Source organism: Streptomyces sp. NPDC005811 (genome assembly GCF_040630405.1).
Lineage (GTDB): Bacteria > Actinomycetota > Actinomycetes > Streptomycetales > Streptomycetaceae > Streptomyces.
In genome coordinates, this window is the sequence record NZ_JBEXXK010000046.1 from 53,826 (window position 1) to 75,572 (window position 21,747).

Consider the following 21,747-nt stretch of genomic DNA (forward strand, 5'->3'; position numbering starts at 1 on the left):
CTCCGTCGCCTCGCCGGACGCCGGGGCGGAAGCCTGGGCGGCGGGGGCGGAGGCCTGGGCCGCCGGGGCTGAGGCCTCGGCAGTCGGGGCTCCCGGGGTGGAGGTCTCGGCAGCCGGGGCGGAGATCTCGGCAGCCGGGGCTGAAGCCTCGGCAGCCGGGGCTGAAGCCTGGGCCGCCAGGGCGGAGGACTCGGCCGGGGCGGAGGACTCGGCCGCCGGGGCTGAAACCTGGGCTCCCGGGGTGGAGGTCTCGGCAGCCGGGGCTGAGGCCTCGGCAGTCGGGGCGGAGGACTCGGCCGCCGGGGCTGAAACCTGGGCCGCCGGGGCGGAGGACTCGGCCGGGGCGGAGGTCTCGGCCGGCGTCCGCGGGGACTCCGGATGGTCCGCGGTGCGGCCCGTGATCTTGCCCACCCGCTCCCCCACGCCCCACGCCGTGACCCGCCACAGCGCCTCGACGAGGATGTCCCGGCTCATCTTGGAGTCGCCGAGTTCACGCTCGACGAAGGTGATGGGGACCTCGACGACGTGGAAGCCCGCCTTGACGGCCCGGCGGGCGAGGTCGACCTGGAAGCAGTAGCCCTGGGAAGCCACCTCCTCCAGGCCGAGGCCCTCCAGGGTCTCGCGCCGGAAGGCCCGGTAGCCGCCGGTGATGTCGCGCAGCGGCAGGTCCAGGGCGAGGCGGGAGTAGAGGCTGCCGCCGCGGGAGATGAACTCGCGGGACTTGGGCCAGTTCACCACCCGGCCGCCCGGCACCCAGCGGGAGCCGAGGACCAGGTCGGCGCCCTTGAGCGCGGTGAGCAGGCGGGGCAGTTCCTCGGGCTGGTGGGAGCCGTCGGCGTCCATCTCGATGAGGACGCCGTAGCCGTTCTCCAGGCCCCAGCGGAAGCCCGCGAGGTAGGCGGCGCCCAGGCCCTCCTTGCCCTTGCGGTGCAGGACCTGGACACGCTCGTCCCCGGCGGCCAGTTCGTCCGCGAGCTTGCCGGTGCCGTCGGGGCTGTTGTCGTCGGCCACGAGGACATGGGCCTCGGGAACGGCCTCGCGCACCCGGCCGACGATGCCCTTGATGTTCTCCGCCTCGTTGTAGGTCGGAATGATCACCAAGGCGGTGCCGAGCGGGCCGAACTGCCTCCCCCGCCTCTGTGCCGCGAGGGTCCCGTCGCCGTCGTTCACTGCTGCCCCTTCGTGTCCGTACGCAGGCCACCACCATAGTGGCCACCGCCTGCGATGACGTGACAGGACGATCGAATGGTGGTGTCGATTCCACAAGAGCGGGGTAAGAACTGACTTTTGGCCTTGTATGTACGAACGTACCCCGACCGGGTGAGTCGAAGCGTGCTGCGGATGGGGGCCCGGCGCCCTTCGGGCCGACCTGGGACCCGCTGGCTGCGGGTCGACCGAAAGCCGTTGTCTACTGAGCGCCCGGGCCCCACCCGGGTCACACCTCCCCGGCCGGACGGAACGTTCCCTCGCTGCGGCGCTGGCGCTGAGCCTGGCTGCCAGTGGCGGTGCCCCGGTGCGGCACACCGTCCCTGACCCAGCGGCGCCGCCGCGAGTGCGCGGACGTTCTGCGGCGGGGCGTCCGGTGGTGGACCCGGCCGAACCTACCCGCCTCCGGCCATCGGCTGTCAACAGCCGTTCGACCTGCGGCTTTGCGGTCAATGCCCTGGTCAGCGGGGAGGTGGTGCCGGACACACCTCGGCGTGCGGACGGGTGATCTTCCCCGCACCGGCCGCCGAGATCACTCGCCCGGCCGTACGAACACCGTCCTTCCGGCGACGACCGTGCGCAGGCACACGGGCAGGTCCGCGCCGGGGGTGAGGTCGGGCAGGCCGGGGGTGCCGGAGCGCGGGTCGGTGGACCAGCGGGCGACCCGGTCGTCGGGGGCCTGGACGACGAGGGCGTCGGTGCGCCAGACCGCGTAGTCGGCGGGCGCGCCGGGGACGAGGACCCCGGCGTCGTCGCGGCCGATCGCCCGCCAGCCGCCCCGGGTGTGGGCGGTGAAGGCGGCGCGTACGGAGACGCGGTGCTCGGGGGTGCGGTGGAAGGCGGCGGCACGGACCGTGCCCCACGGGTCGAGCGGGGTGACGGGGCTGTCGGAGCCGAACGCGAGCGGGACACCGGCCCGCAGCAGGGCCGCGAAGGGGTTGAGGGTGCGGGCCCGCTCCCCGCCCAGCCGCTGGGCGTACATGCCGTCCTCGCCGCCCCACAGGGCGTCGAAGGCGGGCTGCACGGAGGCGGTCAGGCCCAGCTCGGCGAGGGCCGCCACGGTGTCGGGCGTCAGCATCTCGGCGTGCTCGACCCGGTGCCGGGCGGCGCGGATCCGGGCGAGGCCGGTCTTCTCGGCGGCCGCCCGCACACCGTCCACCACGGTGGTCACGGCGGCGTCGCCGATGGCGTGGAAGCCCGCCTGGAGGCCCGCCTCGGTGCAGGCGACCACATGGGCGGCGACGTCGGCGGCGGTCAGGTAGGCGGTGCCGGTGTGGGCGGCGTCGGTGTAGGGGGTGTGCAGACAGGCGGTGTGGGAGCCGAGGGCCCCGTCGACGAACAGGTCACCGGCGGCGCCGAGCGCTCCGAGCTCCCGGGCGCGGTCGACGTCGCGTTCGGCCCAGTAGCCGACGACGCGCGGGCCGCTCTCCTCGGCGGCGAGCCGCAGCAGGGCCGTGAAGTCGTCCTCGGAGGAGATCTCGGGTCCGCCGCACTCGTGGACGGAGCCGATGCCGAGCGAGGCGGCGTGCGCGAGGGCGGTCCGCTGGGCCTCGGCGCGCTGGGCGGGCGTCACGGCTGCGAACGCGGCGGCGCGGGCCCTGTGATGGGCGTTGCGGGTGAGCGGCTCGCCGTCCGCGTAGCCCGGCTCGGTGCGGGTGCGGGGCGCCAGGTCGAGCAGGGCGGTGGTGACCACGGCCGAGTGGACGTCGATCCGGCTGAGGTAGAGCGGCCGGCCGCCGGTGGCCTCGTCCAGTTCGGCGCGGCGGGGAGCGCGCCCCTCGGGCCAGCGGGAGGCGTCCCAGCCGTGTCCGAGCAGCACCTTGTCCCGCGGACGGGCGGCGGCGAAGTCCCGGACCAGGGCGAGGGCCGCCGTGAGGGAGGGGGCGGACGACAGATCGAGGCCGGTGAGGGCGAGGCCCGTCGAGGTGGTGTGGACGTGCGCGTCCGTGAACGCCGGGGTGACGAGGGCGCCGTCCAGGTCGACCACCTCGTCGACGCCGTCCGCGAAGGCGTCGGCCGCGCCCTCCGAGCCGACCCAGGCGACCTGGCCGCGCTCGACGACCATCGCGGTCGCGAACGGGTCGGCGGGGCTGTGGACCTCTCCGCGGCGGAGCAGGACGGTCTTCGGCTCGGGCGTGCGCTCACTCATGACCGACAGTTTCTCGCGCCGCGGGAGCGCGCACGCACCTGGGGCGTACCGAGGGGGCATCGGGCATCCCGGACCCGCCCTCCGCCCGGCGTCCCAGGTCGTGTCCGCAAGGTCCCGTCGTCCGCCCGGAGGGCGGGCCCTGCGGCGTCGTGGGGCCCTGCCCGCGCGAGCGCAGCCGAGCGTGGGGGAGCGTGAGTGGGGGTGCCCCCTCTGGGGGAGCGTGCCGGGCGTCGCGGGGCTGGGGGTACCCCCTCTGGGGGAGGGACCTTGCGGACACGGCCTAGATCCGCGGCGGGCGCGCCTCGTACGGCGTGGACAGGACGACGGTCGTCCGGGTCGACACCCCGGCGAGGGCGCGGATCCGGCCGAGCAGCTCCTCCAGCTCGTGCGGGGTGGCCACCCGCACCTTGAGGATGTAGTTCTCGTCGCCCGCGACGCTGTGGCAGGCCTCGATCTCGGGCACGCCGGCCAGCCGGTCGGAGATGTCGTCGGGGGCGCTGGGATCGAACGGTTTCACCGAGATGAAGGCGGTCAGGGGCAGCCCGACGGCCTCGGGGTCGACGACGGCCGCGTAGCCCCGGATGACACCGCGCTGTTCCAGCCGGCGCACCCGCTGGTGCACGGCCGACGTGGACAGGCCCGTGGCCTTGCCCAGGTCGGTGTAACTCATCCGCCCGTCCTTGACGAGCAGCTGCACGATGTGGCGGTCCAGCTCCTCCATGACGCAAGAACCTACAGTGCGTGTGATCTCCTCGGATACCTATGCAGCCCAGGTCATACCCGGTTCGTGATCTGTCGGGCGGCGGGAGCGGGTTGGCACCTGCGGATGGCATGTGACGAAGACCACAGCGCGCGTAGATGCTTCGTGATGTCCTCGTGATTACCGCCGAGACGGGCTGGGAAGTGCTTGCTGTGGTCGAGGCCTCAGTGCCTGGCGGCCCAGCCCGAGGGGGAGAATCCCATGCAGAGTCTTAAGCGCCCTGGTCGCACCGCGCCCAAGCGGCTGTCCGTGGTGGAGCCCGAGCCGGAGGGCGTCGAACCCGACGCGTTCGACGCCGACGAGCTCGACGCGTACGACACCTTCGAGATGTTCCGGGTGATCTGCCCGGACTGCGCGCAGTCCATCGCGCTGCTGGAGGACGAGCAGGTCCTGCCGGAGCACGCGCTGTGCGCCTCGCCGTGGAACCCGTTCGGGCTCACGGTCTGCGCCGGCACCGGGCGTTCGGCGTCCGAGGCCCGGTCGGCGGACGAGTCCGACACGGACCGGGAGCAGGACATCGCGGTCGTGCTGACGCTCCCTCAGGGGCTCGACTGGCGTATGCAGCCCTTCTCGCACGTCGGCGGCCCGAGCTCGCGCCCGATGCGCGTACCGGCGATGCGCCGCCAGGCCGCCTGAGCCGCGACGCCCACGCCCAGGGGTCCGAGTCCCCCGAGCGCGTCCCTCAGGAGCCCGTCTCCCAGTAGCTGCCCTGCACCATGGCCCGCAGGCTGCCGTGGTGCAGGATCAGTGTGTCCGGATCCGCCGGCACGGCCACCTCGCCGAAGTACGCCTGGCGGTAGGCGATCCGCAGCATGACGATCGCGTGCCGCAGCGCCGCGTACAGGGTGTGGAACTCCATGTCGCGCGGCGGATGCCCGGTGAGCTGCGCGTAGCGCTCCTCCACGCGGTCGCGGCGCAGGAAGCCGGGCAGTCCGCGCTGTCCGGAGGCGGCCGTGAGGTCCTGGAAGAAGCGGTGCAGATAGACGGTCCAGCCGAGGTCGACCTCGCGCGGGGCGAGCGCGGCCATCTCCCAGTCGAGTACGGCGGCGGGCTCGAAGCCGTCGTAGACGATGTTGCCGATCCGTGCGTCGCCCCAGCTGAGGACGGGTGGGGCCGCCTCCTTCGGCCACAGGTCCTCCAGCCGGGCGAAGGCGGACTCGATCAGCGGGGACGGGGCGAGTCCGGCGATCACCCAGTCGTAGTAGGCGCGTTGGGCCGTGACATGGCGGCGCAGGGCGTCACCCTCACCAGGGAACGCGAGGAACTCGACCTCCTTCAGGGGCACTTGGTCGTGAAGCCGGGCCAACAGGCCGATCGTCGCCGCCTCCAGCCGCTCGCGGTCCGCGTCGCTCGCGGAGTGCAGCCAGTTCCCCGCGTAGGTGTAGGGCATGACATCGGGCGGGACCCTGCCCTCGACGCGTTCCATGACGAAGAACGGGGCGCCGAGCGGGCCCGGGTCCTCCTCCAGCCACAGCACGCGCGGCACGGGCACGTCCGTGTGCGCGGCCACCAGCCGCAGGGTGCGGTACTGGCGGACCATGTCGTACACGGGGAAGACGGTGTACGCCGCCGGGTCCGCCGCGATCCGCAACGCGCAGCGCCGCAGCGGTGGTTCGGGATGGTCGAGGTCGAAGAGCAGGGTCTCGCTGGACAGGCCGTTGGAGGCGGGCACGGTCACTCCGGTGGCCCGGGCGCCGGGCAGCCGGGTGCCGAGCCAGGCGGTGAGCCGGCGGGTCAGTTCCTCGGGGTCGCGGGTGGTGGTGCGCGGTCGTGGTGCCGTCGTCATGGGTCGACCTCCCTGTGGTTCAGCCTCCTCGCGGGGCGACCGAGTCGAAGCCGGTGAAGCCGCTCGGATCGTGGCGGCCGAACGAGCCGTGCTCGAAGATGCCGTAACCGGTCTGGCCGTCGAGCCGGAAGCGGGCCGCGTGGTCGGTCACCCCATAAGCAGCACGGGGGTGAGGGGCCGTCAGGTCGTAGCTGCGGCGGTCGGTCCAGCGCGGGCCCTGCCAGGTGCCGTGCTGCCAGTCGTCGGCGGGTGGATAGCCGGCGCCGATCGCGAGCGGGGAGGAGACGAGGATCTCCGCCTCCAGCTCCAGGGGTTTGCGGACGTCTCCGAGGTGGACGAGGGCGTGTTCGGGTCGGCGGGTGCCTGGCCAGTAGGTGATCTCTGCCTGTGGCCAGCCGAGTTGGCGGTCGCGGCGGCCGGGGCGGACGAGGGTGGCGTCGTTGAGGGAGCGGTGGCCGTCGGCGTCCTCCTGGGTGATGACCATCAGGAAGCGGTCGTCGAAGCGGACCGGGCACCAGATCCAGTGGAAGCCCTCGGTCGGATGCTCCTGCGCCAGCCGGCCGCCCTCCTCCCCCGGCACCGGGCGCACGCCCCAGCTGCGGTCCCGGGTCCCGGTCCAGGCGCCGGCCGTCAGCCGGGTCGTCTCCCCGCCCGCCCGCAGCCATCCCACGCACCGGCCGGCCTGCACGAACCGCTTGCCCTCCAGGGTGAGCCGGCCGCCGCGCCGCTGCTGGTGGTGCGGTTCCCACAGGGCCGGGAAGTCGGCCGACCAGTGGATCTCGTACGACAGTCCGTCCGGGTCGTCCGGGTCGGCGGCGCAGCTCAGCACGAAGTCCCGCAGCGGGCGTTCGACGCGGATGCGCAGCGGCCCCACCTCCAGGCGCATCCGGTCCTCGCCGAGGGCGTCGGAGGCGCGGACGGCGTACAGGGTGTCCCCGCGGCGGAGGGTGGCGTAGGCGTCGATCACCCCGAGGTTGGGGTAGACGCCGAGGCCGGCGATCAGCAGGGTGCTGCCCCGGTGGTCGAGCACATGGAAGATGCAGCGGTCGTAGGCGTTGCGGTCCCCGGTCGCCACATGCTTCATCGACAGGGGCACCTGGTGGACGGGGTACTCGTCGAGCGGCACGGGGCGGTCGTCGGCCATGGGCACTCCTCCCTGGACGCAAGAGATTTGACGGTACGTCAGGGATGCCGCGGCGGCCAGAGTCGGGACCGGCCGAAACCGTGGCCGGGGGCTGCCGAACGCACGCCCGGGTGAACGGGGCGTGACCTGGCCTCACGCCCTCGCGTTGGCCCCGGTATGACCCTCACCTACACGACGGCCCGTGGACGGCATCGCCAGCCCGGTGCCTCCGCGGATCCCGGAGACACCGGACACAGACCCGCAGAATCGGTTCCCCTGCCCCCGCCGGCCCCGGCCGCCCCGGCTCCCCCACCGGACCCGCCCCTCTACCGTGAGCTGCTCCGGGCCTGGGCCGACCGGGGCCGCACCCTGCCGGGGCGGCACGACCCGGAGTGGGTGCGGCTGGTGACTCCCCAGGTGCGGCCGGGACAGTTCAGCGCGTCTGCGGGCCCAGCAGATGCCGGGCGATGACCATCCGCTGGATCTGGTTGGTGCCCTCGACGATCTGGAGGGCCTTCGCCTCGCGCAGATGGCGCTCGACGGGGAAGTCGGCGGTGTAGCCGTAGCCGCCGAGCACCTGGACGGCGTCCACGGTGACCTGCATCGCGGCGTCCGTGCAGTGGAGCTTGGCCATGGCCGCCTGCCGGGCGAACGGCCGGCCCGCGTCCCGCAGCCGCGCCGCCGCCAGATACAGCGCACGGCCCGACTCGACCCGGGTCGCCATGTCGGCGAGCAGGAAGCGCAGGCCCTGGAAGTCGGCGAGGGGCCGGCCGAACTGCCGGCGCCCGGTGGCGTGGGCGACGGCCTGGTCCAGGGCCGCCCGGGCGAGGCCGACCGCGCAGGCCGCGATGCCGAGACGCCCGGAGTCCAGTGCGGCCAGGGCGATCGCGAAGCCCTCGCCCTGCCCGCCGAGGCGGCGGTCGTCGCCCACCCGGACGCCGTCGAAGTGGAGCTGGGCGGTGGGCGAGCCCTTCAGTCCCATCTTCCGCTCGGGCGGCGCGGCGGTGAGACCGTCGGCGTCACCGGGCACGAGGAAGGCGGTGATGCCGTGCGGGCCCTCACCGCCGGTGCGCGCCAGGACGGTGTAGAAGTCGGCGATCCCGCCGTGGGTGGTCCAGGCCTTGGTGCCGTCGATCACCCAGGCACCGCCGTCCCGTACGGCCCTGGTCCGCAGCGCGGCCGCGTCCGATCCGGAGGACGGTTCGGACAGGCAGTACGCGCCGAGCAGCCCGCCGCCGAGCACGCCCGGCAGATGCGCGGCCCGCTGGGCGTCGGTGCCGTGCGCGGCCAGCGCGTACGCCGCCAGCGTGTGGACGCTGACCCCGAGCCCCACGGTGAGCCGGGCCGCGGCGAGCTCCTCCAGGATCTGGAGGTAGACCTCGTACGGCTGGTCGCCGCCGCCGTACCGGGAGTCGTACGGCAGTCCGAGCAGCCCCGCTGCGGACAGGAGGGTGAACAGCTCGCGCGGGAAGCGTCCCGCGTCCTCCTCCTCGGCGGCCGTCGGGGCGATCTCCCGACGGGCGATGTCCCGGACGAGGGCGAGCAGTTCGCGTGCCTCCTCCGTGGGCAGGAGGCGGTCCACCGGCTCCGGTGCGCGCTCGGCCATGCCGCACCTCCTCACCGCCGGCCTGCGGCTTCGCGCTGTGAGTATCCCCTCGGGACGCCCTCCCCGCACGGCGGGGCGACTGCGGGACCGGTCCGGACCGCCGGCCGGACCGGCGTACGACCGGGGGCGCGGGAGCACGGGTCCCCGCCCCTTCGGTCCGTGCGCTCAGTCCCTGCGGGCCGGCTTCGGCGCGGGGAAGGCGGGATCGAGTTCCTCGATCGCGCGGAGGGTGCCGCCCAGGGACTTCACCAGCAGGTCGCACATGACGTCGCGGGAGAGCTCGGGGCGGTCGATCCAGTCGAGCGTGGCGCCCTCGACGCTGCACACCCAGGAGAGCAGGCCCATCCGCGGCAGCGGCGGGATGTCACCGTCACCGTAGGCGCCCTCGGCGATGGTCGCGACGATCGCCGCGCGCACCCCGTCCCGGATGGCGTGCACCTCGGCGTCGAAGCCGACCCCGCCGCTGACGATCGTGCGGAAGGCGGCCTGGTTGTGCTCGGCGTACCGGAGATAGCCGTCGATGGTGCGCTGGACCCGGTCCACCTGGGCCAGTTCCAGACCGCTCGCGGCGAAGGAGACCAGATCGGCGACGGAGTCCTGGACGATGGCCAGGTAATACCCGCGCTTGGACTGGAAGTAGTAGTAGATCAGCCCCTTGGCGACGTGCGCCTGCCGGGCGATGTCGTCCATCGAGAGCGCGTCGTAGGACGTGTCGGCGAACAACTTGCGCCCGATGGTGATGAGTTCGGCGCGGCGCGCCAGTGAGCGCTCGGTTCCCCGCGCCCGGGGACGGACGGCATCGCGCTGGTGGCTGATATTCAATTTCGACCTGGTCTCCAACGGCCGGCGGGACCACGTCAGTATGTCAGGTCGAACAACCGCTCAGCCCACGCCGGCGACGGCCGATCAGCGGAGGTCAGAGCAGTCCGAGCCGGGTCACCAGCATCGCGACGACGGCGGCGAGGACCCAGCCCAGGACATGCTCGACGATCTTCGGGCCGTCCTCGCGCGGGCCGCCGGTACGGGTGCGGGTGGCGGAAGCGGCATGTGCGGTCATGGTGTCCACTTTGCCACCGCCCAGGGCTTTTGCGGCCGAGACCTTGCTCACACGGTGACCCCCACCGCCTTCAGCGCCGTGCACTGGCGCAGGGTCGGACGCACCGGGAAGTACAGGTAGCACACGCCTCCGCTGCCGGAGACGGTCTTGCCCGCCGCGTTGTACCGCTTGGTCCTGAGCCAGATGTTCTCGAACTGCCGCCGCAGGTAGACGCGCCGCACCGAGGCGTCGTCCGCCGAGTTCGGATCGTTGGCGATCACATCGCCGTCGGCCGTGAAGCCGATCACGGTCATCAGATGGCCGGCCGTGCCGTACCCGGCGCCCGTGAGCTCCTCCTTGAGGAAGGACTGGGACGTCACGGCCGGGATGCCCGCCGCGATCAGCGTCTCCAGATCGGTGAGGGACGTCAGCCGGGTGACGACACTCTGGAGGCCGTCGAAGGTGGCCGCGTAGGCGGCGTTGAAGGGCCAGTTGCCGCAGCCCGCGTACTGATGGTCGTACGTGTACCGGGCGGCGTGGCACACCTGGGGGTCGGCGTAGGCCGGGTCGACCCACTTCAGCTGCGCCGGGGTCAGCCGGCCGCCCCAGTACTCGATGATCATCTGGGAGGAGGTCGGGCTGCACCAGGCCTCGCCGCCGTTGTCGTACTCCGGGTACTGGCCCTGGTGGATCTCCTGCGAGTAGCGCGGGACCGCCAGCTCGCGCGCCGGGCCGGGCACCGAGGACGGGACGGTGAAGCGGTCCGGGAGGGCGGAGCCCATCACGCCCAGCCGCCACACGGTGGGGGTGAGCGTGGTGCCCGGGCGGCGGTACAGGGTGAGCCGGATCCGGTACGCGCCGACGCGCAGCCCCGTCGTGGCGTCGTCGACGGCGAGGGTGTCGGTCCACACGGTGCTGCGGCCGTCGGTCTGCCCGTCGACCGAGGCCCGTCGGATGTCCTGGTCGCCGGAGGCCCAGCGGCCCATCACGTACCAGGGGGTGTCGGTGCCGTCCGTGTACGTGGCCCGCAGCTCCACCTGGAGCCAGGTGCCGGCCGGGGTGCTCGCGTTCCAGGAGGCGATCACCTCGGTGGCGGGGACGGCGAGCCGGTGGACGGGGGACGTCCAGGTCGCGTACTCCCAGTCGGCGGTGGTCCTGGCGTGCGGATCGGTGAAGGCCAGGGTGCCGGCGGCGCTGCCGCACACCAGGCCGGGACGCTCGCCCGCGACGGCCCGGGTGCCCTGCGCGGAGCCCGAGCTCCAGTCGGCGTGCGTGAGCCAGGAGCGGAGGTCGACGAGCCGGGCGGGGGCGGACCCGGCGGCCGGGGTGCCTGCCATGGCCTCGGTGTCCGGGGTCTCGGCGGGTGCTGCGGCGTCCGGGGTCGCGCCGGGGGCCGGGGCGGCCTGGGCCGGGGCCGGGCCGCCCGCCACCACGACGGCGACCGTGGCGGCAAGAACGGTTCTGCGGGAGGGGTGGTCTGAGCTGCTCATGGGCGGAAGGACCCCCAGGGTGTCCGGTGCACGACTGTGCGCCCACTATGAGCGTGGACGGCCGCCCCCACCAGCACCGCAGCCCCGGAGGTCACCCGTGTCGCACTAGACTTCCGCGCCGTGCACGTCCGTCTCCCGTACCCCGTCCTGTGAAGCCGCCGGCTCCCGCCGTCCCGCGGCTCGCCGCCCGGCTCCGCCGGCTCCCGCCGTCCTGCGGCCCGGTCCGGCTGATCGGGGTCGACGGGCACGCGGGCTCCGGGAAGTCCACCTTCGCGGGCCGGCTGGCCGAGGCGCTCGGCGGGGCGCCGGTGCTGCACCTCGACGACATCGCCAGCCACGCGGAACTGTTCGCGTGGACCGGGCGGCTGCTGACCGAGGTGATCGAGCCGTTCGGCCGCGGCGAGAGCGCGCACTACGCCCCGTACGACTGGCGCGAGCACCGCTTCGGCCCGCCCCGGCCGCTGCCCGCGGACCCCGTCGTCCTGATCGAGGGGGTCGGGGCGGGCCGCCGCGCCCTGCGTCCGCATCTGGCCTGCCTGCTGTGGCTGGAGATGGCGCCCGAGCAGGCCTGGGCGCGCGGGCGGGCGCGGGACGGGGAGGAGCAGCGGGAGTTCTGGGACGGGTGGGTCCGGGCGGAGGCGCACCACTTCTCGGACGACCCTTCGCGCCCCCATGCCGGGCTGCTGGTACGGCAGTTGAGCGAGGGGTACGAGGTGCTGCCGGGGCCGTCGGGAGACCCCGTGGGGCACCCGGATGTCACCCACCGTGAGGGACCACCCGCGATGTGGTGAAGGTGTGAAAAGCCCTCCACCCGAACTTCGCCAAGTGCCTCAACTTCGCTTGACCGGCGGCCCGTACAGGTCTTACGTTCTGAATGTGCGGCCATCGCAGCCGCCCCAAGTCGCGAAGCCCCCGGTTGTTCCCCCGTGATCGGGGGCTTCGTTCTGCCCTCAGGGCGCTCCGCCCGCCCCTTTTCCGTGCGCGCCACGACGCCGGACGCTCACCGAGGGTCACTGTTGCGGGATGCGCCCCGTCCGCTCCCACCTCGTCAAACGGCCTGGGCGGCACCCTTCGGCAGGCACTCCTCCGCAGGTACGATGCCCTCGGTGCGACCTACGGACAGCTGCTTCGCGCACCTTGCAACTCCGGTCCGCGGCACAGCGGTTCGACCAAGGCAGCCGGCGGGCGTGGGCCCGGTGGCAAACCGACGGGGGCACGGTTTGTGGGGGACGTGATGGATTTCGGCACGCAGGGCCTGGAGGCCCCGGCCGACCTCGCCTGGCTACGAGGCGTGGACGCCTACACCATGGGCGCGTATCCGCAGGCGGAAGAAGAGTTCCGCACGGCGGTACGGATCGATCCCGGGATGGCCGACGGCTGGCTCGGACTGCACGCGCTGCGCGTGGACACGACGACCGCGCTGCTGCGGATGTACCGGCACCGGGACCGCTTCGGCGAGCAGCGCACCCGGCACCGCCGGACGCTCAACTCCTGGTACTGGCTGGGCTGGTGGGTGCAGCCGGTGCTGGAGAGCCCGCGTGATCTGCTGCTCGCGCACGCCTCGCACTGGCTGGACGGCCGGCATGTGCCCGAGCTGGACCGGGCGCTCGCCGGGCTCCCGCCCGTCGACACCGACCACCAGGTCCGGTTCCTGCACGCCTGCCGCGCCTATCTGGTCAAGGACTGGGAACAGCTCGTCCGGCACACCGACCCGCTCCTGGACGACCCGCTCCTCGGGATCGAGGCCGGGCTGTTCGGCGGGATGGCCCGGGTCCGGCTGGAGATGTACGGCCAGGCCGAACCGCTGCTCTCCGCCGCGCTGATGCGCTGCCGCAGCGAGCAGCCGCAGCGCAAGGAGCTACGGTACTGGCTGGCCCGGGCGCACGAGGGCACCGGCCGCTCGGCCGCCGCGCTCCCCCTGTACCGGGCGGTGCACCGGGTCGATCCCGCCTTCATGGACACCTCGGCCCGGCTCGCCGCGATCGCCGAGGGCGACGGCTACGACGACCCCGCCGACCTCGCGGCCATCACGCTCACCGGGATCGGGCAGGACGTGGGGGACGGCCCGGACGCCCTCGACCCGCTGTTCGGCACCGAGGGCCGCGACCTCAAGCTCACCGACCCCTCGGACCTGCCGCCCGTGGGGCCGCTGCCGTCGGTCGCCGATCCGGCGGTCCGCGCGAAGACGGTCGTGGGGTCGCCGCTGCCGGCCGGTCCCACCGACCCTGGCTTATTGGAGGAGGCGCTCGCCGAACTGGAGCGCATGGTGGGCCTGGAACCCGTGAAACGCCAGGTCAAGGCGCTGTCGGCGCAGCTCAACATGGCCCGGTTGCGGGCCGGGCAGGGCCTTCCGGTCCAGCCGCCCAAACGGCATTTCGTCTTCTCCGGCCCCTCCGGCACCGGCAAGACCACGGTGGCCCGCATCCTCGGCCGGGTCTTCTACGCCCTCGGTCTGCTCGGCGGCGACCATCTGGTGGAGGCCCAGCGGGCCGACCTGGTCGGCGAGTATCTCGGCCAGACCGCCGTCAAGGCCAATGAACTGATCGACTCCGCCCTCGGCGGTGTCCTCTTCGTGGACGAGGCGTACTCGCTGTCCAACTCCGGGTACGGCAAGGGCGACGCGTACGGCGACGAGGCGCTGCAGGTGCTGCTGAAGCGGGCCGAGGACAACCGGGACCATCTGGTGGTGATCCTGGCCGGCTACCCGGAGGGCATGGACCGGCTGCTCGCCGCCAACCCCGGTCTGTCCTCCCGCTTCACGACCCGCGTCGACTTCCCCTCGTACCGCCCCCTCGAACTCACCTCCATCGGCGAGGTGCTGGCCGCCGAGAACGGCGATGTGTGGGACGAGGAGGCGCTGGACGAGCTGCGCTCGATCGCCGGGCACGTCGTCGACCAGGGGTGGATCGACGAGCTGGGCAACGGGCGGTTCCTGCGGACGCTGTACGAGAAGAGCTGCGCCTACCGGGATCTGCGGCTGTCGACGTACCCCACGGCCCTGACCCGGGACGATCTGTCGACCCTGCGGCTCCCGGACCTCATGCAGGCGTACGGCGAGGTGCTGTCGGGGCGGGGGCCGCAGGATCCGTCGGCGACGTAGCGGGGACGGCCGGCCGGCGCGTTAGCCGGCCATCGCCTCCTCCGGCTCCCCGCTGGCCCTCGGTTCCGTCAGTCTGACCTCGGGGACCTCCCGGTGCGCCGGGTCCGTCACCTCGCCGACCAGGAGTTCCAGTACGTCCTCCAGGGCGGCCAGGCCCAGGACCTTGCCGGAGGCGTCCGCGACCTGGGCGAGGTGGGTGGCCGCGCGGCGCATCACGGTCAGGGCGTCGTCGAGGGGAAGGTCCGAGCGCAGGGTCGTCATCGGGCGCCACAGCTGCTGGGGCACCGCCCGCTCGGAGTCCTCCACGTCGAGGACGTCCTTCACATGGACGTAGCCCATGAAGGCGCCGTTCTCCGCGGCGACGGGGAAGCGGGAGTAGCCGGTGCGGGCGGTGAGCTCGACGATCTGGCCGGGCGTGACCGACGGGGGCACCGTGATCAGCGACTCCCGTCCGAGGAGGACGTCGGTCACCGGACGCGAGCCCAGTTCCAGCGCGTCCTCCAGGCGCTCCTGCTCCTCGGGATCGAGGAGGCCCGCCTGGCCGGAGTCCTCCAGCAGCCGGTTGAGCTGCTCGCTGGTGACGACGGCCTCGACCTCGTCCTTGGGCTCGACGCGGAAGAGCCGCAGGATGGCCTGGGCGCAGGCGCCGAGGGCCACCGTGATCGGGCGGCAGAGCCGCGCGAAGGTGACCAGGCCCGGGCCGAGCCACAGGGCCGCCTTCTCGGGGGCCGCCATCGCGAGGTTCTTCGGGACCATCTCGCCGATGACCAGGTGGAAGAAGACCACGGCGGCCAGGGCGATGACATAGCCCAGCGGGTGGATCATGCCGTGCGGGAGGTGGATCCACTCGAAGAACGGTTCCAGCAGCTCGGCCACGGTCGGTTCGGCGACCGCGCCGAGGGTGAGGGAGCACAGGGTGATGCCGAACTGGGCGGCGGCCATCATCTGCGGCAGGCGCTCCAGGCCGTGGAGGACCTGGCGGGCGCGCGCGGTGCCCAGGGGCTCGATCTGGCTGCGGCGCACGGAGACGAGCGCGAACTCGGCGCCCACGAAGAAGCCGTTGGCCAGCACGAGCAGCGCGGCGAAGACGAGTTGGAGGACGCTCATCGGGCGGCCTCCGCGGCCTGGGCCGCCGCGGCCTGACCGAGCCGGCCGACGTGGACCAGCCGGATCCGTTCGGCCCGGTAGTGGCCGACGCGGCGCACGGACAGCCGCCAGCCGGGCAGTTCCGCCCGGTCACCGACGGCCGGGATGCGTCCGAGCAGGTCGGCGACGAGGCCCGCGACCGTCTCGTACGGTCCCTCGGGCACCTCCAGGCCTATGCGCTGGAGGGTGTCGACCCGGCAGCTGCCGTCGACGTCCCAGGCGGGCTTGCCCTCCTCGGGCGGGGCGGCGGCCAGTTCGGGGGTGTCCTGGCCGTCGTGCTCGTCGCGGACCTCGCCGACGATCTCCTCGACGATGTCCTCCAGGGTGACCACGCCCGCCGTGCCGCCGTACTCGTCGACGACGACGGCGATGGGCTGCTCGATGCGCAGCCGGGCCAGCAGCGGCTGGACGGGCAGGGTCTCGGGCACCAGCAGCGCCGGACGGGCGATCCGGGCGACGGGGGTGCGCAGCCGGTCCTGGACGGGGACGGCCAGGGCGTCCTTGAGGTGGGCCATGCCGACGATCTCGTCGATCTTCTCGCGGTAGACGGGGAAACGGGACAGGCCGGTGGCCCGGGTCAGATTGACCACGTCCTCGGCGGTGGCCGAGGACTGCAGGGCGCTGACCTTCACCCGGGGGGTCATCACATGCTGGGCGGTCAGCTCGGCCAGTGACAGGGTGCGGACGAACAGGTCCGCCGTGTCCTGTTCCAGGGCGCCGGCCTGGGCGGAGTGGCGGGCCAGGGAGACGAGTTCACCGGGGGTGCGGGCCGAGGCCAGCTCCTCGGTCGGCTCGACGCCGAGGGCGCGCACCAGCCGGTTCGCGACGGTGTTGAGCACCGAGATCACCGGCCTGAACAGACGGGAGAAGGCGTGCTGCGGGCCGGCGACGAACCGCGCGACCTGGAGGGGCCTGGACACCGCCCAGTTCTTGGGCACGAGTTCACCGACCACCATCTGGACGGCGGAGGCGAGCAGCATGCCGACGACCACGGCGACACCGGAGACGGCGCCCTCGGGCAGGCCGATCGCGGTGAACGGGGTGTGCAGCAGCTCCGCGAGCGCCGGTTCGGCGAGCATGCCGACGACGAGCGAGGTGATGGTGATGCCGAGCTGGGTGCCGGAGAGCTGGAAGGACAGCTCCTTGAGGGACTCCACGACCGTACCGGCTCGTCTGTCGCCTTCGGCGGCGGCCTTCTCCGCTTCCGGCCGCTCGACCGTGACGAGGCCGAACTCGGCGGCCACGAAGAAGCCGTTGGCCAGGATGAGCAGGAACGCGGCTGCCAGGAGCAGCAAGGGGATGGTCATGATGCCGCCACCTCCGGAACGTGCCGGATGGGGGCGGCGCAGGTACTACAGGACGAACCGTCCATCGCCGGAGAGGGTCACTCCTCGGGTAGCAGGAAACCCCTGTGCACCGGCAGGGCACCACAGGGGTGGAGGCACAAAGGGAACGCCTCCGTCACCAGATTAATCAAGACAGGGCCTTGAGCGGCAGGGGCGACGGCCCCGAGTCAGCCCCGATCTTGCCCGGTGGGCGTCTCGGGGTCCCGGACCGAGCGGGCCTCGACGAGGGCGCGAAGGGCCCGGGCGTCCCTGATGGCCTGCTGCTTGTCGATGCCGGGCTGGATGCCGAGCGCGGGCAGGCTGGTGCCGTCGGTGAGGTTCAGGAACACCCAGGGGTCGCCCGGACGGAGGTTCACCTGGATGATCTCGGCCCAGTCGAGCCGCCGCCTGCTCGCGATGTTCACCACGGTGACCCCGCCGTCGTCGGCGGCGACCCGGACGCGCGCGAGCTGGGCCAGTACCCAGAAGATCAGGGCGCCGGTCACGACGAAGCTGAGCCGCTCCCCCGGGCCGAGCTTCTCCAGCAGCAGGGCGACGCCGGAGATGACGAGGAAGATCACCACCCCGGCCGAGAGCAGCACCGCGCGGGTGCGGCCCGGCCGGAAGGTGACGGGAAGGGTGGGCAGCTCGCTGCCCGGAAGATCGGACATGTTCCCGGTGGAGGTCGTGGTCGTGGTCAGAGGCGGCAGGCGTGGATCGCCGTGGTGAGGATGGCGCGGGCGCCGATGTCGTACAGGTCGTCCATGATCCGCTGCGCCTCCTTGGCGGGGACCATGGCGCGGACGGCGACCCAGCCCTCGTTGTGCAGCGGGGAGACGGTCGGGGACTCCAGGCCGGGGGTCAGCGCGACGGCCTTCTCCAGCTGCTCGACCCGGCAGTCGTAGTCCATCATCACGTAGGTCCGGGCGACCAGGACGCCCTGGAGGCGGCGCAGGAACTGCTGCACCTTGGTCTCGGCCTCGTCGGGCTCGGCGTCGGTGCGGCGGATCACGACGGCCTCGGACTTCATGATGGGCTCGCCGAAGACCTCCAGGCCCGCGTTGCGCAGCGAGGTGCCGGTCTCGACGACGTCGGCGATGACCTCGGCCACGCCCAGCTCGATGGCGGTCTCGACGGCGCCGTCGAGGTGGACGACGGAGGCGTCGATGCCGTGCTCGGCGAGGTGGCCCTCGACGATGCCCTCGTAGGAGGTGGCGACGGTGCGGCCCTTGAGGTCCTGGACGCCGTCCGCCGTGCCCGGCTTGGCGGCGAAGCGGAAGGTGGAGCGGGCGAAGCCGAGCGGGAGGATCTCCTCGGCGTGGGCCCCGGAGTCGATCAGCAGGTCGCGGCCGGTGATGCCGATGTCGAGCTTGCCGGAGGAGACGTAGATCGCGATGTCGCGGGGCCGCAGGTAGAAGAACTCGACCTCGTTGGCCGGGTCGACGATCCGCAGTTCCTTGGACTCGCGGCGCTGCCGGTAGCCGGCCTCATGCAGCATCTCCGCCGCAGGGCCTGACAGGGAACCCTTGTTGGGGACGGCGATGCGCAGCATGAGGTCGGCTTCCTTCGCGTGAGAGTGGGTGTGGGTCGGAATCAGGTCTTACAGGTGGGCGTAGACGTCGTCCAGCGAGATTCCGCGGGCGACCATCATCACCTGGACGTGGTAGAGCAGCTGCGAGATCTCCTCGGCGGCCGCCTCCTTGCCCTCGTACTCGGCGGCCATCCAGACCTCGGCGGCCTCTTCGACGACCTTCTTGCCGATGGCATGGACGCCCTTCCCGACGAGTTCGGCGGTGCGGGAGGTGGCGGGGTCGCCGGTGGCGGCCTTCTGCTGGAGCTCGGTGAAGAGCTCCTCGAACGTCTTCTTGGACATGGTGCGTCCCACCCTAGCCGTAATGCCGGGCCGCCTACCTCCAGGGTTCAGATACTGAGCGGAGGGTGGCCGCGGTGGCCACGGCGGCGGTCACGGCCTCGTGCCCCTTGTCCTCGTTGGAGCCCTCCAGGCCGGCCCGGTCGAGGGCCTGCTCCTCGGTGTCGCAGGTGAGGACGCCGAAGCCGATGGGGACTCCGGTCTCGACGGAGACCTGGGTGAGGCCCTGGGTGACGCCTCCGCACACGTACTCGAAGTGCGGGGTGCCGCCGCGGATGACGACACCGAGGGCGACGATCGCGTCGTAGCCGCGGCCCGCGAGGACCTTGGCGACGACCGGGAGCTCCCAGCTGCCGGGGACCCTGAGCAGGGTCGGCTCGTCGATGCCCAGGTCGTGCAGGGCGCGCAGCGCGCCGTCGACCAGACCGTCCATCACCTTCTCGTGCCACTGGGCCGCGACGACGGCGACCCTGAGGTCACCCACATTGCGTACGGACAGTTCCGGTGCGCCCTTGCCGCTCACGTCTCTCCTAGAGGTGTTTCTTGGCTTACTGGTTGCCGCAGGGGGACACGGGGGCCGTGTCCAGCCAGGGCAGGTCGTGTCCCATCCGGTCCCGCTTGGTGCGCAGGTAGCGGATGTTGTGCTCGCCGGCCTGGACGGGCATCGGCACCCGGTCCGTGACCTTCAGGCCGTGCCGGACGAGCGCGTCGCTCTTCTCGGGATTGTTGGTCATCAGACGGACGCTGCGCACGCCGAGGTCGGTGAGGATCTGCGCGCCCGCCCCGTAGTCGCGGGCGTCGGCGGGCAGGCCCAGTTCCAGGTTGGCGTCGAGGGTGTCGTGGCCCTGTTCCTGGAGCTCGTAGGCCCGCAGCTTGGACAGCAGGCCGATGCCGCGCCCCTCGTGTCCGCGCAGGTAGACGACGACGCCGCGGCCCTCGCTCTGGATGCGTTCCAGGGAGGCGTCGAGCTGGGGGCCGCAGTCGCAGCGCTGGGAGGCGAAGATGTCGCCGGTGAGGCATTCGGAGTGGATCCGGACCAGGACGTCCTCGCCGTCGCCGAGCTCGCCGTGGACGAGGGCGACGTGCTCGACGCCGTCGGCGGTGGAGCGGTAGCCGTACGCGGTGAAGGTGCCGTGGACGGTGGGCAGCCGGGTCTCGGCCTCGCGGCGGACGGTGGGTTCGGCGCTCCGGCGGTAGGCGATCAGGTCCTCGATGGAGATGATCGTCAGGCCGTGCTTGCGGGCGAACGGGATCAGTTCGGGCAGCCGGAGCATCCGGCCGTCCTCGCCGGCGATCTCGACGATCGCGCCGGCCGGGCGCAGTCCGGCGAGGCGGGCGAGGTCGACGGCGGCCTCGGTGTGGCCGTTGCGGGTCAGGACCCCGCCGGAGCGGGCGCGGAGCGGGAAGATGTGGCCCGGGCGGACGAAGTCGGTCGGCTCGGAGTCGCCGCTCGCCAGGAGCCGGAGGGTGGTGGCGCGGTCGGCGGCGGAGATGCCGGTGGTCACGCCGTGCGCCCCGGAGGCGTCGACGGAGACGGTGAAGGCGGTCTTCATCGACTCGGTGTTGTCCTCGACCATCTGAGGGAGCTTCAGCCGGTCGAGTTCGTCGCTCTCCATGGGGGCGCAGATCAGGCCGCGGCACTCGCTCATCATGAACGCGATGATCTCGGGGGTGGCCTTCTCGGCGGCGATGACGAGGTCGCCCTCGTTCTCGCGGTCCTCGTCGTCGACGACCACGATCGGGCGGCCGGCCGCGATGTCGGCGATGGCCTGCTCGACGGGGTCGAGGGTGAGGTCGTCGAGGCCGTCGGTGCTGTACAGGATCGGTGCCGTGCTCATGCCGGCGCTCCTTCCAGGGTGGGGTGCGCGGCCTTGCGGGAGCGCAGCCACCAGTCGCGCATGCCCCACAGGACGAGCGCGCCGTAGATGACGTAGACGAAGCCGGAGAAGGCGTAGCCGTTGGCGAAGTTGAGGGGGACGCCGACCAGGTCGACGAGGAGCCAGGCGATCCAGAACTCGACCATGCCGCGGGCCTGGGCGTACATGGCGACGATGGTGCCGACGAAGATGTAGGCGTCCGGCCAGGGGTCCCAGGACAGGGACGGGTAGGCCTTGAAGAGCAGGGCCACGGCGACCGTGCCGAGGGCGGCGGCGCCGAGCATGGCCGCGCGTTCGGTCCAGGTGGCGAAGCGCGGGACGATGTGCCCGTCGCCCGAGCGGCCCTTGTCGCGGTTCCACTGCCACCAGCCGTACAGGGCGACGACCATGACGACGACCTGCTTGCCGGCGCTGCCGGCCAGGTGGCCGTAGAAGGCGGTGAACAGGACCAGGCCGGAGAGGAACTGGACCGGCCAGGTCAGCAGGGAGCGGCGCCAGCCGAGGGCGAGGGTGATCAGGCCGAGGATGTTGCCGATCATGTCCGACCAGATGATGTGCTGGTCGAAGGCGACGAACGCTTCGGAGTTCAGCCAGTTCACCGGCCCGCTCCCTGCTGGGTGGTGGTCAGCAGGCGCTCGACGTACTTGGCGACGATGTCCACCTCGAGGTTGACCGGGTCGCCGGGCTGCTTCAGGCCGAGCGTGGTCAGGTCGAGGGTGGTCGGGATGAGGCTGACGGTGAAGAAGTCGGGGCCGGCCTCGACGACCGTGAGGCTGATGCCGTCGACGGTGATGGACCCCTTCTCGACGACGTACCGGGTGAGCCCGGCCGGGAGGGAGACCTTGACGATCTCCCAGTTCTCGGAGGGCCTGCGCTCCAGGACCTGCCCGGTGCCGTCGACATGGCCCTGCACGATGTGCCCGCCGAGACGGGCGCCGACGGCGGTGGGGCGTTCGAGGTTGACGCGGGAGCCGACGGCGAGGGCGCCGAGGCTGGAGCGGTCGAGGGTCTCGGCCATGACGTCGGCGGTGAACTCGTCGCCCTCGTGTTCGACGACGGTGAGACAGACCCCGTTCACGGCGATGGAGTCGCCGTGCTTCGCGCCGTCGGTGACGACGGGGCCGCGCAGCCGGAAACGGGAGGCGTCGCCGAGATTCTCGACGGCGGTGACCTCACCCAGTTCTTCGACGATTCCGGTGAACACTTCCCGGGTCCTCCTGCCTCGTTAGGGCACGGACTCCGGGGCCTGTCGATGACGACAGCAGACACGAGC

General features: G+C 72.5%; 21 protein-coding genes and 1 pseudogene. 4 read left to right on the forward strand and 18 right to left on the reverse strand.

Annotated elements, in window-relative coordinates; translation table 11 throughout:
• Positions 1-390: 390 nt before the first annotated feature.
• The 3 genes and pseudogenes from ABZ490_RS37670 to ABZ490_RS37680 form a co-directional block, all read right to left on the reverse strand.
• A pseudogene (locus ABZ490_RS37670) lies at positions 391-1,170 on the reverse strand (polyprenol monophosphomannose synthase); the annotation flags it as partial.
• 568 nt (positions 1,171-1,738) lie between these two features.
• Positions 1,739-3,355, reverse strand: coding sequence for an amidohydrolase (locus ABZ490_RS37675; protein WP_359000926.1), 1,617 nt, complete (start codon positions 3,353-3,355; stop codon positions 1,739-1,741).
• A gap of 280 nt (positions 3,356-3,635) precedes the next feature.
• Positions 3,636-4,076, reverse strand: coding sequence for an Lrp/AsnC family transcriptional regulator (locus ABZ490_RS37680; RefSeq protein ID WP_067249881.1), 441 nt, complete (start codon positions 4,074-4,076; stop codon positions 3,636-3,638).
• Between the two features lie 240 nt (positions 4,077-4,316).
• Between ABZ490_RS37680 and ABZ490_RS37685 the strand changes: the two genes are divergently transcribed.
• Positions 4,317-4,751: a hypothetical protein gene (locus ABZ490_RS37685; RefSeq protein WP_359000931.1), complete on the forward strand. Its 435-nt coding sequence runs from the start codon at positions 4,317-4,319 to the stop codon at positions 4,749-4,751.
• Between the two features lie 46 nt (positions 4,752-4,797).
• Here the strand turns inward: ABZ490_RS37685 and ABZ490_RS37690 are convergent, their stop codons facing one another.
• A complete protein-coding gene (locus tag ABZ490_RS37690) occupies positions 4,798-5,901 on the reverse strand; it encodes a phosphotransferase family protein (protein ID WP_359000933.1) in 1,104 nt (367 codons plus the stop codon).
• Between the two features lie 19 nt (positions 5,902-5,920).
• Complete coding sequence (locus ABZ490_RS37695; RefSeq protein WP_359000936.1) at positions 5,921-7,045, reverse strand: hypothetical protein; 1,125 nt, start codon at positions 7,043-7,045, stop codon at positions 5,921-5,923.
• 255 nt (positions 7,046-7,300) lie between these two features.
• On the opposite strand from ABZ490_RS37695, the gene ABZ490_RS37700 reads away from it, so the two are divergent.
• Complete coding sequence (locus ABZ490_RS37700; protein ID WP_359001057.1) at positions 7,301-7,495, forward strand: hypothetical protein; 195 nt, start codon at positions 7,301-7,303, stop codon at positions 7,493-7,495.
• Here the strand turns inward: ABZ490_RS37700 and ABZ490_RS37705 are convergent.
• The 4 genes from ABZ490_RS37705 to ABZ490_RS37720 all read right to left on the reverse strand — a co-directional run bounded on the left by ABZ490_RS37705 (position 7,458) and on the right by ABZ490_RS37720 (position 11,156).
• Positions 7,458-8,630, reverse strand: a complete 1,173-nt coding sequence (locus ABZ490_RS37705; protein WP_359000939.1) for an acyl-CoA dehydrogenase family protein — start codon at positions 8,628-8,630, stop codon at positions 7,458-7,460. The genes ABZ490_RS37700 and ABZ490_RS37705 overlap by 38 nt on opposite strands.
• Before the next feature lie 165 nt (positions 8,631-8,795).
• Positions 8,796-9,452, reverse strand: a complete 657-nt coding sequence (locus ABZ490_RS37710) for a TetR/AcrR family transcriptional regulator (protein WP_359000942.1) — start codon at positions 9,450-9,452, stop codon at positions 8,796-8,798.
• A 94-nt stretch (positions 9,453-9,546) separates the two neighbouring features.
• Entirely contained in the window at positions 9,547-9,687 is a 141-nt protein-coding gene (locus ABZ490_RS37715) for an SCO1431 family membrane protein (protein WP_359000945.1), read from the reverse strand.
• Positions 9,688-9,734: 47 nt separating this feature from the next.
• Positions 9,735-11,156: a peptidase C39 family protein gene (locus ABZ490_RS37720; protein WP_359000948.1), complete on the reverse strand. Its 1,422-nt coding sequence runs from the start codon at positions 11,154-11,156 to the stop codon at positions 9,735-9,737.
• A 149-nt stretch (positions 11,157-11,305) separates the two neighbouring features.
• Between ABZ490_RS37720 and ABZ490_RS37725 the strand changes: the two genes are divergently transcribed.
• Positions 11,306-11,947, forward strand: coding sequence for a hypothetical protein (locus tag ABZ490_RS37725; RefSeq protein WP_359000951.1), 642 nt, complete (start codon positions 11,306-11,308; stop codon positions 11,945-11,947).
• Between the two features lie 443 nt (positions 11,948-12,390).
• Positions 12,391-14,256 (forward strand): AAA family ATPase, encoded by a 1,866-nt coding sequence (locus tag ABZ490_RS37730; RefSeq protein WP_359000954.1) that lies wholly within the window; start codon positions 12,391-12,393, stop codon positions 14,254-14,256.
• 21 nt (positions 14,257-14,277) lie between these two features.
• Here the strand turns inward: ABZ490_RS37730 and ABZ490_RS37735 are convergent, their stop codons facing one another.
• The 9 genes from ABZ490_RS37735 to ABZ490_RS37775 all read right to left on the reverse strand — a co-directional run bounded on the left by ABZ490_RS37735 (position 14,278) and on the right by ABZ490_RS37775 (position 21,678).
• Positions 14,278-15,363 (reverse strand): hemolysin family protein, encoded by a 1,086-nt coding sequence (locus ABZ490_RS37735; RefSeq protein ID WP_359000957.1) that lies wholly within the window; start codon positions 15,361-15,363, stop codon positions 14,278-14,280.
• Positions 15,360-16,709, reverse strand: coding sequence for a hemolysin family protein (locus ABZ490_RS37740; protein WP_359000960.1), 1,350 nt, complete (start codon positions 16,707-16,709; stop codon positions 15,360-15,362). The genes ABZ490_RS37735 and ABZ490_RS37740 overlap by 4 nt, the downstream gene beginning before the upstream one ends.
• 206 nt (positions 16,710-16,915) lie before the next feature.
• Entirely contained in the window at positions 16,916-17,398 is a 483-nt protein-coding gene (locus tag ABZ490_RS37745; protein ID WP_359000963.1) for a PH domain-containing protein, read from the reverse strand.
• A gap of 26 nt (positions 17,399-17,424) precedes the next feature.
• Positions 17,425-18,279, reverse strand: a complete 855-nt coding sequence (gene hisG / locus ABZ490_RS37750; RefSeq protein WP_359000966.1) for an ATP phosphoribosyltransferase — start codon at positions 18,277-18,279, stop codon at positions 17,425-17,427.
• 48 nt (positions 18,280-18,327) lie between these two features.
• A complete protein-coding gene (locus ABZ490_RS37755) occupies positions 18,328-18,600 on the reverse strand; it encodes a phosphoribosyl-ATP diphosphatase (RefSeq protein ID WP_086760055.1) in 273 nt (90 codons plus the stop codon).
• A gap of 34 nt (positions 18,601-18,634) precedes the next feature.
• Positions 18,635-19,120 (reverse strand): 6,7-dimethyl-8-ribityllumazine synthase, encoded by a 486-nt coding sequence (ribH, locus tag ABZ490_RS37760; RefSeq protein WP_359000971.1) that lies wholly within the window; start codon positions 19,118-19,120, stop codon positions 18,635-18,637.
• A gap of 25 nt (positions 19,121-19,145) precedes the next feature.
• The gene (locus ABZ490_RS37765) at positions 19,146-20,435 is read right to left on the reverse strand and encodes a bifunctional 3,4-dihydroxy-2-butanone-4-phosphate synthase/GTP cyclohydrolase II (protein ID WP_359000974.1); all 1,290 of its coding nucleotides are present in this window, start codon (positions 20,433-20,435) and stop codon (positions 19,146-19,148) included.
• Positions 20,432-21,073, reverse strand: a complete 642-nt coding sequence (gene pnuC / locus ABZ490_RS37770; RefSeq protein ID WP_359000977.1) for a nicotinamide riboside transporter PnuC — start codon at positions 21,071-21,073, stop codon at positions 20,432-20,434. The genes ABZ490_RS37765 and pnuC overlap by 4 nt, the downstream gene beginning before the upstream one ends.
• Complete coding sequence (locus ABZ490_RS37775; protein WP_359000980.1) at positions 21,070-21,678, reverse strand: riboflavin synthase; 609 nt, start codon at positions 21,676-21,678, stop codon at positions 21,070-21,072. The genes pnuC and ABZ490_RS37775 overlap by 4 nt, the downstream gene beginning before the upstream one ends.
• Positions 21,679-21,747: the final 69 nt, after the last annotated feature.

Bases quoted from the DNA above. Each gene is read 5' to 3' on its own strand.
- ABZ490_RS37675 (WP_359000926.1), bottom strand. From the start codon at position 3,355: ATGAGTGAGCGCACGCCCGAGCCGAAGACCGTCCTGCTCCGCCGCGGA.
- ABZ490_RS37680 (WP_067249881.1), bottom strand. From the start codon at position 4,076: ATGGAGGAGCTGGACCGCCACATCGTGCAGCTGCTCGTCAAGGACGGG.
- ABZ490_RS37685 (WP_359000931.1), top strand. From the start codon at position 4,317: ATGCAGAGTCTTAAGCGCCCTGGTCGCACCGCGCCCAAGCGGCTGTCC.
- ABZ490_RS37690 (WP_359000933.1), bottom strand. From the start codon at position 5,901: ATGACGACGGCACCACGACCGCGCACCACCACCCGCGACCCCGAGGAA.
- ABZ490_RS37695 (WP_359000936.1), bottom strand. From the start codon at position 7,045: ATGGCCGACGACCGCCCCGTGCCGCTCGACGAGTACCCCGTCCACCAG.
- ABZ490_RS37705 (WP_359000939.1), bottom strand. From the start codon at position 8,630: ATGGCCGAGCGCGCACCGGAGCCGGTGGACCGCCTCCTGCCCACGGAG.
- ABZ490_RS37715 (WP_359000945.1), bottom strand. From the start codon at position 9,687: ATGACCGCACATGCCGCTTCCGCCACCCGCACCCGTACCGGCGGCCCG.
- ABZ490_RS37720 (WP_359000948.1), bottom strand. From the start codon at position 11,156: ATGAGCAGCTCAGACCACCCCTCCCGCAGAACCGTTCTTGCCGCCACG.
- ABZ490_RS37730 (WP_359000954.1), top strand. From the start codon at position 12,391: ATGGATTTCGGCACGCAGGGCCTGGAGGCCCCGGCCGACCTCGCCTGG.
- ABZ490_RS37735 (WP_359000957.1), bottom strand. From the start codon at position 15,363: ATGAGCGTCCTCCAACTCGTCTTCGCCGCGCTGCTCGTGCTGGCCAAC.
- ABZ490_RS37740 (WP_359000960.1), bottom strand. From the start codon at position 16,709: ATGACCATCCCCTTGCTGCTCCTGGCAGCCGCGTTCCTGCTCATCCTG.
- ABZ490_RS37745 (WP_359000963.1), bottom strand. From the start codon at position 17,398: ATGTCCGATCTTCCGGGCAGCGAGCTGCCCACCCTTCCCGTCACCTTC.
- hisG (WP_359000966.1), bottom strand. From the start codon at position 18,279: ATGCTGCGCATCGCCGTCCCCAACAAGGGTTCCCTGTCAGGCCCTGCG.
- ABZ490_RS37755 (WP_086760055.1), bottom strand. From the start codon at position 18,600: ATGTCCAAGAAGACGTTCGAGGAGCTCTTCACCGAGCTCCAGCAGAAG.
- ABZ490_RS37765 (WP_359000974.1), bottom strand. From the start codon at position 20,435: ATGAGCACGGCACCGATCCTGTACAGCACCGACGGCCTCGACGACCTC.